Origin of the sequence: Rickettsia endosymbiont of Oedothorax gibbosus (assembly GCF_936269705.1) — a bacterium.
Classification (GTDB): Bacteria; Pseudomonadota; Alphaproteobacteria; order Rickettsiales; family Rickettsiaceae; genus Tisiphia.
In genome coordinates, this window is the sequence record NZ_OW370493.1 from 2,071,945 (window position 1) to 2,088,205 (window position 16,261).

Below are 16,261 nucleotides of genomic sequence, written 5' to 3' on the forward strand. Positions count from 1 at the left end.
AGCCCCTCGCTTTGCGAGGGCGTTCTGACTCATTAATGACTCAGAAAAATATCAATGCTATAGAGATAGAGAAAAAAACTGGATTAAGCAGAAATACTGTTTATAGCATTTTATATGGTAGTTCAAAAAATCCTAGTGCTACTAATTTACAATTAATTGCCAAAGCCTTAGATATTAATTTGGCAGCTCTTGTTGTTGATAACGAAGTAAGCACTGAGGTGCTAACTGTTGATCAGATGAAAATTTTTAGCAAATCCACTAATTTAACCATTAATATGTTAGTTGAGAAGAATTTAAACTTTTCATTTGCTAATCTTACGGCTCTAATCAAAGAAGTATACGAATATGCTCTAAAAAAGCAGTCTGTTGATAATACATTTATAGATTGGATGATTGAGAAATATCACAAACCTTGATTTTTTCTTTGCTGATAAATTTTATCAACGATTGGTGATTATACAGCCTTGCTGATTATCAGAGAGTTTTTTGCATATAGCTTTAGCTTGGTTTATATTTTGATAGTTACCTACTAAGACTAAATAGAAAAAACTCCCTTTATCAGATTGTATCTTTTTGATATTTATTACCGTATTATTAAGGATTTTCGCATATTTTTTTTTGATTCTCTCCCCTTCTTGGTTGGCTTCTGATTCAGATTTTACCGAAGCTATCTGGATTTTATACCCTCCTTGATTTGACTTATTTAATAACTGCGTATCATCGATCTTACGACGCGATTCAGTAACTTTTATTATATTTAGACCCACCTTATTTGAATTAGGATGTTGTTCTATTAAACTCTCTGTTTGTACCGGTTCGTTTTTTATTATATTAGGTGAAATTACTTCCGTCCCATCTTCATTTTTACTTAGTTTGAGTTTCTTATGCTTAACCTGATCAGTTTCTATTATATCAAATAAGATTGTATCTATAGAATCAGTATCTTCATCACCTTGTACTGATTTTTGTTTAGTAATATTTAATGGCTTTTCTGGTTCAGGTTGCAACGTTATAGGTTTACTAATCTTTTTTTGTTGTAAATTCTCATAAATTATATTATTGGCATTTGGTATTACTATCCCCCCACTATCTTGTGGCTTAACTTTTGTCGGCGATTGATCATGGTAAATCGTCACTACCTGACCACCACTATCTTGATTATAATTAGTATACAGTAAATATGTAACAGCACTAAGTATTGAGAGAAAAATAATAATTAGAAAAACACGATTAACCATATTTTTTATAAATAACTTTATCAGACAACGTATAGCTAACCAGATCAGCATTTAGCCATAGTATAGTAAATTGATGAGAAGTTGGTGACGTCGTAGCTCAATGCTCGCCTATTACTTATAGGCGTCGCTCCATCGCTCCTAGCCCCAAATTCTCCTGAATTGACTATAATCAGATTAGTTATACTACATTTTATTCATAGGCGTCACCCCTATAACATCAAAACCAACTTTTATAATTTTTTGAATAGATTTTGCTAAAGCAAGGCGGGCAACAGTCAGCTCTATATTACCTTCAATTAAAAACCGATAATCATTATTTTCTTTGCCAAAATTCCATAAAGTATGGAATTTTGAAGCTAAATTAATCAAATAAAAAGCTATTCTGTGTGGCTCAAAATATTTCGCTGATACTTCCAAAATTTTTGACCATGAAGCAAGCAGCTTAATTATTTCAATTTCCTCTTCAGTAGAAAGCAAAGATAAATCATACTCTTTTTCTAAGAACTTATTATATGCTTTTGGCATAGATTCTTTAGCTTTTTCCAGTATAGACATAGTCCTAACGTAAGCATATTGTACATAAAATACTGGATTATCCTTTGATTGTTCTTTTACTTTTGCTAGATCAAAGTCAAGAGTAATATCATTCTTACGGGTTAGCATTATAAATCTTATTATGTCCTTACATACCTCGTTTGTTACATCTCGCACATTAGTAAAATTGCCGCTACGTTTCGACATTTTTACAGCAATACCATTTTCAACGAAATTTACTAACTGGCAAATTTTAACATCAACTTTAATTTTTTCTCCACCAAGAGCCTTAACTATCGCCTCAATTCTTTTTACGTAACCACAATGATCTGCCCCTAGAACATAAACTAGATGATCAAATCCACGAGCTATTTTATCCTTAGCATAAGCTAAATCAGAGGCAAAATATGACCAACTACCATCTGATTTTTCTATTGGTCTATCTTGATTATCGCCAAAAGCAGTAGATTTAAACAATCTCTGAGTTCTTGAGTCCCAAAGCTCATCTACATTACCTTTAGGAGGAGGTAACTGCCCATCATATATGAGTCCCATTTTAGTCAGTAACTGAACAACTTCCTCAATCTCGCCACTATCATGCAGTGATTTTTCTGAAAAAAATACTTCGTGTTCAATATCTAGCTCCTTTAAATCCTGTTTAATTATCACTAACATTTCTTCTATTGCAAAATCCTTAACAAGCTCATGGCATTCACCATCAGCCATTGTTAATAATTTATCTCCAAATCTTTCTACCAACTTTTGACCAATATCTACCAAATATTCTCCAGGATAAAGCCCTTCTGGTATTACAATATCTTCTTTTGTTAATGCTTGCTTATATCGTAAAATAACTGAATTAGCTAAATCATCCACTTGAGAACCGGCATCATTAAGGTAATATTCTTTGGTAACAATATAGCCAGTACTATCTAGAACCTTGGCTAAAGTATCGCCATACACAGCTCCTCTAGCATGACCAATATGCAGAGGGCCAGTTGGATTTGCAGAGACATATTCAATATTGACCTTTTGATTATTACCAAAATTAACCTTAAAAAACTCCTCTTTATCTAGTAATATGTCATTAATAGAGTTATGCCACATATCGGCTTTAATAGTAAAATTAATAAATCCTGGACCAGCAACTTCTATAGAGGCAATATATGGCAGGGATGTTAATATTTCCTTAAATCTAATGGCTAAGTCTTTAGGTTTAACATTTTGTTTTGCTGCGACAATCATAGCTATATTGCTTGAAAGATCACCATTGAACTTATCTTTAGGAATTTCAACAGCTGCCAATTGTAACACATCATCATTATCGCATATTTTTCTGCCTGCACTAATGATATCGTTACGTAATTTATTAAATATATTCATAAATTAAATATTATTAGAATTGAAGGAATAAATATCTTGATGCTCTTGAATAGCAAACCGGTCAGTCATGCCGGCTATATAATCTGCTACTATACCAGCTTTAGATTTTGTATTCCCTGGTATAATTAATTCTTTCCAACTAAATGGTAGTAAATCAATATTATCCATATATATCTTAAATAAATCTTGTACGATTCTTTGACACTTTAAAAGCATCGAGGTCAATTTATTATGCTTATATACTTTATCATACAAGAATTGTTTAATTTTTACTATACGCTCTTTTGCTTCATCAGTAAAATCAACAAGCTGATAATCAAGATGGCGTATATCATCGGTTGTAATTATTTTCTGTTTCTGTAGATTATTATTTGTTTGTAGTAGTAAATCAGCAATTAAATCGCTGATTAATTTACGTACTACTTCATATATAAGCTGAGTTGTTTTTATGTTTTTAAACAGGGACTTAATTTCAAAAGCATATTGATCAATAAATTTAATTTCCGTTAGATGATTAAAGTCAATAATCTTGGCACCAACACTATCTTCTAAATCATGAGAAATATAACTAATATCATCAGCTAACGAAGCAATTTGGGCTTCAGCTGAGGAGTAATGAGTTAAGTCAAGATTATGTTGTGAATCATACTCTACTATATATTCAGGTATATTATTTATTAAAGGACCATTATGTTTGACAATTCCTTCTAGCACTTCCCATGTCAAATTTAATCCATCATAAGCTGCATATCTTTTCTCTACTTTAGTAAGAATCTTTAATGAATGAGCATTATGGGAGAATCCACCATAGTCTTGCATACACTTATTTAGAGCTACCTCTCCTGCATGACCAAAAGGAGTATGTCCAAGATCATGAGAAAGACCTATAGTTTCTGCCAAATCACTTGACAAATTAAGGGTTTTAGCAATAGAACGGGCAACCGTAGAAACTTCAATTGAGTGAGTAAGACGATTTCGATAATGATCTCCTTCATGATTAATGAAAACCTGGGTTTTATATTGCAAACGCCTGAAAGCCTTTGAATGGATTATACGATCATGATCTCGTTCAAATTCATTTCTGTAAGCTGTAGGATATTCGTTAAACAATCTTCCCCTACTATTGCTGGGGTCTACTGCATATGAAGCAAGCATATATTAACTCCTAATATTATGTTCTAGATAACCTCATCTGTCATTGCGAGGAGCTACTTTAGTAGCAACGAAGCAATCCATAAATTGCCATTCCCTCCCACTATTGTCATATATGGACGAGTGAATTTGTCAACAAAGAAAATAAAAAAATAGAGCCACAAAGGAAGCGGTCATATATTCGGCATCGAGTGCCATAATGGTTTCTGCATTCTTATAAATATCCTTGAGTGACCTCTCATTCCCACGGCTTCTAGAGCCTCGACATAATTACGGATTTTATTCAGAATACTTATTCATTAACTCTTTAACTTTCGTTCTCTTTATTGTTACTATTCTTTACTCGCAATATTTATCAATTACCAATTTTTATTTAGTTGACATAGTTTCTTCTTTTTTCTCAACTAAACTAATTTGCAACATATTCGCTACCATTGGTGACTACTGCATAAGCAATCCTTGCTAACTTATTTGCTAAACCAACACATATAATATTATATGATTTATTTTCAGCAAATTTCTTCACTGCCCACTGCACTAGTTTATCTTTCGATTCCTTACCACTTTTTGCTCTTATTGCTATTGTCCTTGCGGCTTGAATCAACATAGTTCTGGCATATCTATCTCCCTGTTTGGTAATCCCTCCTAAAACTATCTTATCTCCTGAGCTATGTTGCTTTGGTACCAAACCAAGCAAAGCAGCAAAATCCCTCGGGGTTGGATAACTTTCCATTGGGGCCACACTCAAACAACTAGCATTGATTGCTCCAATGCCAAAAATTGTCTGCAACCTAGTAGCTTTCTCACTTTGCTTATTATTGCTGATAATCAGCTTTTCTAAAGTTTTCTCTTTGTCACATAAATCCTCAATTTCTTTACATTCTAAAAGTAAAATTGACCGTATCCCAGAATTTATATAACCTTTACTATACGCTAACTCTACCTCCAGCCTACATGATTTGCAAAATTTATTTTTACTTAATTTTGTATTATAGCCATATTTACATAAACTTGATATTGTAGAATTAGTTTTTTGCACACGATCTCTGATCGTATTACTTCTAATTTTATGCAAAAATTTTATATCTTGTTCCTCTTTGCTTTTTGGCAGCACAGTTTTTAATTCTGGATCACGAGCCGCTTTGCATATTGCTAACGCATCGTTATAATCATTTTTCTGTTTCGATGTAGCATAAACTTTTACATCTTTTGTTTTCATTAGTTTGACTTGCAAACCAAGCTTAGCAATTTCCTGTGACCAATAATTAGCTCCTCCACATGCTTCCATAGCTACCAATGAACTTTTATCGAGATTGCTTAAATAGGCTATTAACTCATCTCTTGTAACTTTTTGATAACCTATTTTTTTGCCATTTTGATCGACTTGCACCAAGTGCATACTATTTTTTGCTAAATCTATTCCTATTATAGTATTTTTTATGCTATTATTTATCATGGTATGGACCTATTAATTAAATTATTATTTAATTAATAGGTCCATACCATCATTCCCGCTTCGGTGCGGAATCTAATATCCCTGCTTTCGCAGGGATGACACAAGACAGGATCGCTTTGTCGTGCGATGCTACTTCTTGCTAATATTAATGGCATAATGTTAACCGGATTAGCTATATAGTCAATTGATGAGAAGTTGGTGACGTCGTCACTCGTCGCTCCTAGTCCCCAATTCTCCTGAATTAATTATAGTATAGAATCACCTACTAAGCTTTTCAAGGTTTTTAAATGAAGCTGTTGCAAAATTAGCTTTTTAGGATTATTTTAAGGGTCTTTAATAATATAATCATGTCATGTCAATAGAAATTACCGATAATGCTTTTAAAAGAGTGGGCGAGTTAATCAAATTGGAAGATAATCCCAATTTAGTTCTTAGAATAATTGTTGATGGTGGTGGATGTTCTGGGTTTGTTTATAATTACGCCCTCGTGCCAAGTAATGACATAACAAAAGATGATTGTGTTATAGAGAAATATAATACTAAAGTGGTTATTGATGCAATATCACAGCCATTCATGGCTGATTGTATAATAGATTTTATCGAAGAGTTAGGCAGTTCCTATTTTGAAATTAGAAATCCCAATGCAAAAACTAAGTGTGGGTGTGGTAACTCTTTCTCTGTGTAATTCTCAATTATAGTCAATTGATGAGAAGTTGGGGACGTCGTCGCTCAATGCTCGCCTATTACTTATAGGCGTCGCTCCATCGTTCCTAGCCCCAAATTCTCCTGAATTAACTATACCTACATCGTGAATGCATTCGGTGTAAACGACGGATCCGAAATTTATTTTTCTTTTGCCCATAAATCCATATTATATTGTTTACAATACTCAAATATAGATACAGTATTAGGGTGGTTTATGCCAAACTCCTTTACTTGCGGTTTACCAAAAAATTTATAACTAGATAAGTCTTTTGCTTTACATGATGCTTTAGCTCCTTGGCTATATAAATAACTAACCTGAGTCACATTTTTACGATTATCCCTATATAAATAATAATATATGGTATAAGCTTTATTATAGTACTCTATTGCCGCTTTTACGTTATCTTGAGCAAATAAAATATCACCTTGGACTACATAGCTTGTTGCTAAATCTGGATCTTCTGAATAATCTGCATCTTTGGGATTCCTACGTTCATCAGCTAAAAATATGGAGATAGCCTGGTTAATATGCTCTGAGGCTTGGTCTAGTTTACCCAGCCCTAATTCACTTTTTGCCATTGCAATAAAAGTATAACCAAATACTTCATCATCTTCTTTTTTAAAGGATTTACATATGTCATATACTTGCTCGGCTATGGCATATGCTTCTTGGTGCTTTTTAAGATAATTTAATATTTCTATTTTAGCATTATAAGAATTTATAAGCCATGGGTCATCAGGACTTGTTACATTTTTAATGGTTGTTTCTATACTTTTATTAACTTGTTCTAATGATTCAGTATATTTCCCTTGGACAAAGAATAGAAGTGCTTTAGCATCATGTATATAAAATATGTCACTTTCATCCATTAAGATTAAGCCTTTATTAAAAAATTGTTCTATAATTTTAATATTTTTTTCTGCTTCTTGAACCTGCCCTAATGCAATATTAGATGTTGCTAAGGTAAACAATACAATCCATTTAAAATATTCATAACCTTCTACATTATCTAATATTTCTTTCGTTCTTGTACAATAATGTATTGCTGTTCTATAATTAGAACAAATTCTATAATACACACCTATTGCTCGCATGTAACTTGCATATGTGTATTTTTCATCATTACTCATTAACCATAATTTAAACTTACCAGTACCCTGTTGATCATTTCTATTAAACCAATTAACGAGTCTTTCTGTATTATGGTGATCGTAAGAGAGAAGATATGCTGATATTAGCTGTCTATTCAGCTGCATAATTTTATATATATTAACGTTATACTTCTCAGCATTCCTAGCAAGGATTTCAAAATTTTCATGCATAGTTTTCGCTTTTCTAAAAGTTTGGGCTTTGATAATGCTCTTTGGTACGTAATTCATTAATTTAGTAACTATATCTTCTAAATAAGCTTTATTATTAATACTTCCATTAATCTCAGCTATTTTTTGAGCAATAACATCGTGCATTTCAAAGATCGGATTAGCTTCCTGTGAGTCAATGTTAGATATTAAGGAAATTTTAGAGAGCTGATAAATATCATCATTTATGGTACTTTGATCATCCGTAATAAAACTTAGTAAGTCTTTTGAAAAACCTTGATTATTTATTAAGGCTATTTTATTTAGTAAATTTCTAGCACTTGGTTTTAATTCATTGATAGTTAACATAATGTTCAATTGAATTCTATCTGTTGATTGTTGAATTTTTTCCTTATATCCGGCTTTATCTAAACCTTTTACATTATTTAATAATTGTGCTCCTTGTACTATCATGATAGGATAACCAGCAAATTCTTTGCTCAAGAATTCTACTACCTTTGGATCATTACTTTCTAAAATATTGTTAGCAAGAATACTAACGTCACTTTTTGTAAAGGCAGTCATTTGGACTATGTTCGGTAATATTTCACTATCTTGGGAACAAAATATAACATGTCCATTATTTTCCCACTCAACAAACTCTTGAACTTTTTTATTTTCACTTATCTTGAGATTATCAAATATTAGTAACCATTTGTCTTGATTCGATAAATGGTTCATTAGTTCTTTTCGTACTAATCTTATATCTTCTGATATTAGATTAGATTTAGCAGTACTATTAATAACTTTTGCTAGCTTTAGTAGTTCTTGATTAATATCTAAATTACAGTCAATAAACCAAATAAGCTTATAGTTATTTTGATTTTCATAACAATACATTCTAGCCTGGATATTGCATGAAGGTGGTATTTATAAAAATAAAATGGCAATATCGCTTATAAGTGGTCATGGATATGTTAATTTTCACTTAAATTATGTCTAGATATGCAATTCTTCCTGATTTAAGATAACCTGAGTTTGACGTAAGCACCAAACAAAATGCTAAGCATTATGTAATAACATAAACAAACTGTTGGTGGTGAGCTATGGTAAAAATAAAACCTTCTTTCAAACCAGTTTGTTAGAAAGAATATTTGAAAAGTAAGAAGGGAGGGAGGGATTATAAAGTTCTCGAATAATAACAACAAAATTGGAGAATATATTATGATCCCTCTTACGGAGATTTTCTGCTTAATTGATGATTTTTGCAAGCATTTTGATACGGAGCAAAATAAATATATATTACCAAATCCTAACCGTAAGCGTAAAGTAGTTTGCAGTATAGGACTCTCAGAGATTATTACTATTATAGTAATGTTTCACTTGAGTCACTACCGTACCTTTAAAGATTTTTATTTATGCCGCCTATGTCAAAGTTATAGAAAGGAATTTCCAAAACTTGTGAGCTATAGTCGTTTTGTTCAGTTAATGCCAATGAGCTTCATGCCCATGGTATTACTGCTAAAAAGCCTATCAGGAAAACAAACTGGTCAATATTATATCGACTCTACTAAACTTCCTGCTTGCCATAATTTAAGAATTAATAGACATAAAGTATTCAAAGACATAGCAAAAAGAGGTAAGACTTCCACTGGGTGGTTCTTTGGTTGTAAGCTACATATTGTCATTAACAGTTGCGGAGAGATTATGAGTTTTTCTTTAACTCCAGGAAATGTTGATGATAGAGCAGTGGTAGAAAATTTAGTAGATAAATTACAAGGCTGGCTTTTTGGTGATCGTGGGTATATCAGTAAAAAACTCACTCAATCCCTTGCTAATCAAGGTTTAGAACTAATAACAAAAATTAAAAGTAATATGAAAGAAAGAATAATAGATCCTATTAAAAAGCGGTTTTTAAATAAAAGGTATATTATTGAAACCATTAACGATCAACTAAAAAACCTTTGTCATATAGACCATACAAGCCATAGATCTGTTATGAATTTTCAAACTAACGTATTAGCTGGACTGCTTGCCTATGTTTTTAAGCCTAATAAAATTTCTGTAGCTTTTGGAAAATTAAACAATCTCAACTTTCCTCTTACATCAAACTGAGGTTAATTAAGTTCTTTGTAAGCAAAGCTAGTTGTTTAACATGATCGACAAAATAAGTAACTGGTGCAACAAAATTAGATATCTGGTTAGCTATTTGTTGTTGAGCTAATGAGTTAAGAGGCATTATTAATAGTATCAAATATTTATTCATTGTATTTTGCTAATAAAAGGTTTTAGAAAAATTAGATTATTAAGATTAACATGATTATGATTTGTTTTGCAATCAAAATTATTTGTAATATAGTAAATTAATGATAAAAACTGTCGGAAAGAACGAACCTTTTAAGGTTAGTTATGTAATCCTACCTTGCTTTAAACTGATATTTTTAAATCTATAATTATTATCAAACAACTATAATACTTGACAAAAATAATAGTTCAACTAGTTTTAATGGTTATAAGATGCTCATCCCACAGCTATCAAATAGGTTTGTATAGAATTATATAAATCAAGAATTTAACAACAATGTAAAATTTATGTCACATTTAAAATATAAACGGGTTTTGCTAAAAGTTTCTGGCGAAGCCTTAATGGGTGATAAGCAATTTGGTCACGAATATTCTGTAATATTAAGGATTGCTGAGGATATAAAGGAAGCAATAGATCTTGGCGTACAGGTATGTGTGGTTGTTGGCGGTGGTAATATTTATCGTGGAACTAATTCTGCATTTGGTATTGAAAGAGCTGCCGGTGATTATATTGGCATGCTTGGTACGGTAATAAATGCACTTACTTTACAAAATATTATGGAAAGTTTAGGCGTTCATACTAGAGTCCTTTCAGCAATCCCCATGATGAGTATTTGTGAGCCTTATATACGTCGTAAAGCAAAAAGACATATAGAAAAAGGTAGAGTAGTAATTTTTTCCGGCGGAACTGGTAATCCATTTTGCACTACTGATAGTGCGGGTGTCCTAAGAGCCATTGAAATGAGTTGTGATTTATTATTAAAAGGCACTAAAGTTAATGGTGTATATGATTCCGATCCAACAAAAAACCCTAATGCAGTAAAATATTCCACTATCAGTTATACTGATCTTTTAAAAGAGAACTTACAAGTTATGGATATTGCTGCCGTTGCAGTGGCTAGAGAAAATAACTTGCCAATTAAGGTATTTTCAATTAGAGAGAAAGGTAACTTTGCAAAAGTACTGCAAGGAAAAGGTGAGTATACAAAAATTCAAGAAGATTAATAGATATGGATAAAACAACTATATATAAAGAGTTACAATCAAAAATGGATAGCTCGTTAAAAATATTGGATCACGAACTTAAGGGACTCAGAACTGGTCGAGCTTCAGTTAATTTACTTGATCCGGTATTGGTTGAAGCCTATGGAGATAAAATGCCTTTGTCACAAGTAGCAAGTCTTTCTACTCCAGATGCCAGGACTATCACGGTGCAAGTGTGGGATAAATCTATGATAAAAGCTGTAGAAAAAGCCATTACTGATGCAAATCTAGGTCTAAATCCGTCATCAGATGGACAATTAGTTAGAATCACCATTCCATTACTTACTGAAGAACGTCGCAAAGAGCTTGTTAAATTTGCTCACAAATATGGAGAAAATACTAAAATTGCATTGCGTAATATCAGAAGGGACGGTAATGAGGAGTTAAAAAAGTCAGAAAAAGACAATATCATAACTAAGGACGAACACCATAATTTTTCAGAAGAAATCCAAAAATTAACTGATGAGTATAGTAATAAAGTCGACTCGCATGTTAAGCAAAAAGAACAAGAAATAATGACTGTTTAAGTATATTCAATTCAGGAGAATTGGGTAGCAAGAGTGATGGAGTGACGCCTATAAGTAATAGGCGAGCAACGACGCATAAGCGTTAGTTTAAGAAAACAATAATTGAAAAACCGTCATTGCGAGGAGACCGTAAGGTCGACGAAGCAATCCAGAAAAGTGATTAGAAATGGATTGCCACGCCACCTACGGTGGCTCGCTAATAGACGACTTTTCTACTTTATTTTCTTAAACTGACGCCTATGAGCGACGACGTCACCAAATTCTCCTGAGTTGACTATATAATAGGTATTGAAGTCAATGTAAATAATGATTTATACTGATTTTTCAGGGAGTGTTCAGCAATAGCCATCCATGAGTTAAGTATTAAAGATAAAAAAATGATGATGTATCAACAACAGGAGCAAAAAAGTTTAACCAATGAGCAAAAGGAAGCACTTGGTTTGCTGTCAATGGGAACATTTCTAGAGTATTTTGACCTGATGCTCTATATACATATGGCATTATTTCTTAACGAGTTATTTTTTCCACAAACTGATCCCCATAGCACTAATATTCTTTCAGCTTTTACCATTTGCTCTGTTTTTGTTTTTAGACCAGTTGGGGCTATACTATTTGGTTGGATAGGCGATAAAATAGGTCGTAAGGCTACGGTAGTTATTACAACTTTCATGATGTCATGTTCTTGCTTAGTGATGTTTATTTTGCCTACTTATGCCCAAATTGGTATTACTGCTTCGGTATTAATCACTATTTGTCGGATAGTGCAAGGTATGTCATCATTAGGAGAAGCAGTAGGGGCTCAGTTATATTTAATGGAAATAACCAATCCTCCAATACAACATCTTGTTGTTGGTACCATTACAATATTTATTAATTTAGGGGCAGTATTTGCTTTAGCTGTAGCTAAGCTTGTTACTTCATATGGTTTTAATTGGCGATATGCTTTTTTATTTGGTGCAATGATTGCTTTGGTGGGAACAGTAGCAAGAACACGCCTTAGAGAAACTCCAGAATTTGCTGATGCAACTACAAGATTGTTCAATACACTTAAAAATTTTGGTCTAGAAAAAAAGGATATTGCTAATCATAAAATATTAAATGAGAAAATTAATATAAAAACTATATTAGCTTATTTATCAGTTGAGTCGATTGGAGCAATTATTTTTTACTTTGTATATATGCATTGTGGTACTATACTTAAAACCACCTTTGATTATAGTTCTGAACAAATTATTGCTCATAACTTATTTGTTATAATAGCAGACTTACTTATCAGTATACTATATACTTATTTGAGTTATAAAATATATCCACTAAAAATTTTGAAAATGAAATTAATAATTTTTGCTAGTGCTATTATGTTTTTACCATATTTATTAACTAATATCTCATCTCCTTTCTATTTATTATTATGGCAGTTTTTTATATTGCTATTTAAAACAGAAACATTTCCAGCCATATCAATATTTTACAAACAATTCCCGGTATTTAAGCGTTTTACGTCAGTTCGGGATAAGATATAGATGAAATAGTAATAGATAAAAGGATTGTCAAAAAGGAGTGCCTGCAGTATTTATATTTTTAAACAAAAAAACAAACTACAGGCATGAAAAAAGATATCACAGAATTATATAGTTTTATAGATGATTTTTGTAAAATTTATTTGGAGTATGAACAGAGAAAGTTATTACCATCAAATAAGCAAAGAAATCGCTGTTGTAGCATGAGTCTAAGTGAAATGTTAACAATAATAATTATGTTTCATACATCCTATGCTAAGAATTTTAAATTTTTCTATAAAAGTTATATAGAGTGCATGCATAAGGATGATTTTCCCAAAGCCTTGAGTTATAATAGATTTGTTGAATTAATGGCACGATTATTCATACCGCTAAATATGTTGATTCATTTGTTGTTTGGTGAGGAAACAGGTATTTATTTTATTGACTCTACAACGATTAAAGCTTGTCACAATAAAAGGCGTTATAGCAATAAAGTTTTTAAAGGATTAGCCAAACATAGTAAATCCTCTATGGGGTATTTTTATGGTTTTAAATTACATGTAATAATCAATAATAAAGGGGAGTTTATGGCATTAAAAGTGACCAAAGGCAATGTAGATGATAGGGTTCCAGTACCGGAGTTAACAAAAAGATTAACTGGAATTATAGCAGCTGATAAAGGTTATATTAAGCAAAATTTGTTCTTAAATTTATATGAAAGAGGCTTAAAAATGATTCATGGAATTAAGAAGAATATGGAAAATAAATTAATGGATTTGAAAGAAAAAATCTTACTTCGAAAGCGTAACTTAATTGAAACAGTTTTTGATTATCTAAAAAATAAAATGAACCTTGAACATACTAGACATAGATCACCAATAAATGCCTTTGTCCATATATTATCTACTCTTGTTGCTTACTCATTAAAGAAAAATAAACCTTCAACAAAATTTGATTTTAATCTACATGTTCACAATATCCTTATCCCGAATTGACGTGTTTTAGATGCGTCAGTATATCATGTGCCGTGGTAAAGGCAATTATGTATGTTGTTACTGCCTTTGGATTAGTTTATTTAATAAATTATTTTGGTAACTGGGGAATAGTAATATTATTTATACCATTCATTGTATTATATGGATTTGGTTTGCATTATTTTGACGTATTGGAGAAGTTACGTAATCGTCCAATGCAAAATAAGTATAATTATTCTTAAAAAATGACTTCATGCTATTAGTGTAGATATATTTCATGGTATAATATTATTTTAAACAACGTTGACTTTAAATATTTAGGTATATAATGATTACAAATGAAGAAGTACAAAGAATAGCAAAACTTGCTAGGTTTGATTTTAGCAAAGAGGAAATAAATAGTTTTTCCCAACAACTGACTGAGATCATGAATATGATTAACATTTTAAACGATGTAGATTGTAGTAACGTTCAACCACTTACTTCAGTTTGTGGTATGAACCAAAGAATGCGAAAAGACCAAGTATTGTATGGTGATCTCTCTGATGAGTTATTTGCTAACCTGCCAAATGATAAAGCAGAACTTGCCAGAGAAGTAAAATGTTTTGTAGTACCAAAAGTAGTAGAGTAAAATATGTCAGAAATTATAAAATTAACCATAACCCAAGCCCTGAAAGCCCTAAAGAGCAAAGAATTCTCATGTGTTGAGCTAACTAAAGCTCATATTGCAGAAATGGATAAGCATAAAGAGCTGAATGCCTATATTACTGAAACTACAGATACGGCTTTACAGCAAGCTAAAATTGCTGATCAAAATTACCATAAAGGAATAGAAAAGTCATTAGAAGGAATTCCCATCTCTGTAAAAGATCTTTTTTGTACAAAAGGAGTATTAACTACTGCAGGCTCAAGAATGCTTAGTAAATTTATACCAACATACGAATCGACTGTAAGTAATAAAGTGCAAGAGCATGGTACAATAATGCTTGGTAAGACTAATATGGATGAATTTGCCATGGGTTCTGCTAATATTACCAGCTATTTCGGTAACGTTATTAGTCCTTGGAAGGCTGTAGACGCACCTGCCACCCCATTAGTTCCAGGGGGTTCTTCTGGGGGAGCATCAGCTTCTGTTAGTGCTTTTTTAGCTATGGCAGCTCTTGGAAGTGATACAGGTGGCTCTGTTCGTCAACCTGCCAGTTATACCGGGGTTGTCGGATTCAAACCAACATATGGTCGATGTTCTAGATATGGGATGATTGCTTTTGCTAGTTCGCTTGACCAAGCTGGCGTGCTTACAAGAACTGTTGAAGATAACGCTTTAATGCTACAAGCCATGATGGGATTTGATGAGAAGGATTCTACTTCTATCGACTCCGAGGTACCACAACTAAGGTCAGCATGTAATGCTAGTGTAAAAAATATGAAGATAGGCGTTCCATTTGATCTTATGAGAAAACAGGGTATACAGCCTGACATTATTAAGATGTGGCAAAATACTATTGATATTCTTAAAAATGATGGGGTAGAAATTATTGATATTTCATTACCATATTCTAAATATGCACTATCTGCATATTATGTGATAGCACCTGCTGAAACCTCATCTAATTTATCAAGATATGACGGTGTAAGATATGGTTTTAGAGCGGAAAATGATGGAGTATCTATTGAAGAAATGTATCAAAAAACAAGGAGTGCTGGTTTTGGCTCTGAAGTTAAAAGACGTATTATGATTGGTACTTATTTGCTTTCATCTACTCTTATGGATGCTTATTATTTAAAAGCACAAAAAATAAGACGCTTGATTTCAGATGATTTTAACAAAGCTTTTGGGCAAGTTGAGGCAATAATTTTGCCATCTGCCCCATCCGAAGCCTTTAACTTAGGTGAGAAACAAGATAATCCTGTGACAATGTATTTAAACGATTTATTTACTATTCCAGCTAGTCTTGCCGGTCTTCCTTGTTGTTCTGTACCAGCTGCTTTATCTTCTAGAGGATTACCTCTTGGGATGCAAGTAATAGGCAAAGCCCTTGATGAATATAATACTTTAAAGGTGGCAGCAGCAATCGAGCGTGGTTCGAAAAATATTAGTTTTATATATTCTAATAAACGGAGTTAATTGGATTATTAGAGTTTA

At 32.2% G+C, this 16,261-nt stretch carries 14 protein-coding genes; 9 read left to right on the top strand and 5 right to left on the bottom strand.

What is annotated here, in order from left to right:
- Positions 1-35: 35 nt before the first annotated feature.
- Positions 36-416, top strand: a complete 381-nt coding sequence (locus NBW66_RS11410) for a helix-turn-helix domain-containing protein (RefSeq protein ID WP_250311050.1) — start codon at positions 36-38, stop codon at positions 414-416.
- Positions 417-440: 24 nt separating this feature from the next.
- Here the strand turns inward: NBW66_RS11410 and NBW66_RS11415 are convergent, their stop codons facing one another.
- The 4 genes from NBW66_RS11415 to NBW66_RS11430 form a co-directional block, all read right to left on the bottom strand.
- Positions 441-1,289 carry an SPOR domain-containing protein gene (locus NBW66_RS11415; RefSeq protein WP_250311051.1) on the bottom strand — a complete coding sequence of 283 codons (849 nt, stop codon included), beginning with the start codon at positions 1,287-1,289 and terminating at the stop codon, positions 441-443.
- Between the two features lie 132 nt (positions 1,290-1,421).
- Entirely contained in the window at positions 1,422-3,155 is a 1,734-nt protein-coding gene (argS, locus tag NBW66_RS11420; RefSeq protein ID WP_250311052.1) for an arginine--tRNA ligase, read from the bottom strand.
- 3 nt (positions 3,156-3,158) lie between these two features.
- The gene (locus NBW66_RS11425) at positions 3,159-4,310 is read right to left on the bottom strand and encodes a deoxyguanosinetriphosphate triphosphohydrolase (RefSeq protein WP_250311053.1); all 1,152 of its coding nucleotides are present in this window, start codon (positions 4,308-4,310) and stop codon (positions 3,159-3,161) included.
- Between the two features lie 406 nt (positions 4,311-4,716).
- Positions 4,717-5,763, bottom strand: a complete 1,047-nt coding sequence (locus NBW66_RS11430; protein ID WP_250311041.1) for an IS110 family RNA-guided transposase — start codon at positions 5,761-5,763, stop codon at positions 4,717-4,719.
- A 352-nt stretch (positions 5,764-6,115) separates the two neighbouring features.
- Here NBW66_RS11430 and erpA point away from each other — a divergent pair, with 352 nt between their 5' ends.
- Complete coding sequence (erpA, locus tag NBW66_RS11435) at positions 6,116-6,448, top strand: iron-sulfur cluster insertion protein ErpA (RefSeq protein WP_250311054.1); 333 nt, start codon at positions 6,116-6,118, stop codon at positions 6,446-6,448.
- Positions 6,449-6,606: 158 nt separating this feature from the next.
- Here the strand turns inward: erpA and NBW66_RS11440 are convergent, their stop codons facing one another.
- Complete coding sequence (locus tag NBW66_RS11440) at positions 6,607-8,667, bottom strand: tetratricopeptide repeat protein (protein WP_250311055.1); 2,061 nt, start codon at positions 8,665-8,667, stop codon at positions 6,607-6,609.
- 324 nt (positions 8,668-8,991) lie between these two features.
- On the opposite strand from NBW66_RS11440, the gene NBW66_RS11445 reads away from it, so the two are divergent.
- The 7 genes from NBW66_RS11445 (at position 8,992) to gatA (ending at position 16,243) form a co-directional block, all read left to right on the top strand.
- Positions 8,992-9,882, top strand: a complete 891-nt coding sequence (locus NBW66_RS11445; protein WP_250311056.1) for an IS982 family transposase — start codon at positions 8,992-8,994, stop codon at positions 9,880-9,882.
- 477 nt (positions 9,883-10,359) lie between these two features.
- Entirely contained in the window at positions 10,360-11,076 is a 717-nt protein-coding gene (gene pyrH, locus NBW66_RS11450) for a UMP kinase (RefSeq protein ID WP_250311057.1), read from the top strand.
- Between the two features lie 5 nt (positions 11,077-11,081).
- Positions 11,082-11,642: a ribosome recycling factor gene (gene frr, locus NBW66_RS11455; protein ID WP_094649316.1), complete on the top strand. Its 561-nt coding sequence runs from the start codon at positions 11,082-11,084 to the stop codon at positions 11,640-11,642.
- 383 nt (positions 11,643-12,025) lie between these two features.
- Complete coding sequence (locus NBW66_RS11460; protein ID WP_250311058.1) at positions 12,026-13,165, top strand: MFS transporter; 1,140 nt, start codon at positions 12,026-12,028, stop codon at positions 13,163-13,165.
- Positions 13,166-13,248: 83 nt separating this feature from the next.
- Positions 13,249-14,139 (top strand): IS982 family transposase, encoded by an 891-nt coding sequence (locus NBW66_RS11465; RefSeq protein ID WP_250310582.1) that lies wholly within the window; start codon positions 13,249-13,251, stop codon positions 14,137-14,139.
- 307 nt (positions 14,140-14,446) lie between these two features.
- Complete coding sequence (gene gatC, locus NBW66_RS11470; RefSeq protein WP_094649006.1) at positions 14,447-14,749, top strand: Asp-tRNA(Asn)/Glu-tRNA(Gln) amidotransferase subunit GatC; 303 nt, start codon at positions 14,447-14,449, stop codon at positions 14,747-14,749.
- A 3-nt stretch (positions 14,750-14,752) separates the two neighbouring features.
- A complete protein-coding gene (gene gatA / locus NBW66_RS11475) occupies positions 14,753-16,243 on the top strand; it encodes an Asp-tRNA(Asn)/Glu-tRNA(Gln) amidotransferase subunit GatA (RefSeq protein ID WP_250311059.1) in 1,491 nt (496 codons plus the stop codon).
- The last annotated feature ends 18 nt before the right edge of the window (positions 16,244-16,261 follow it).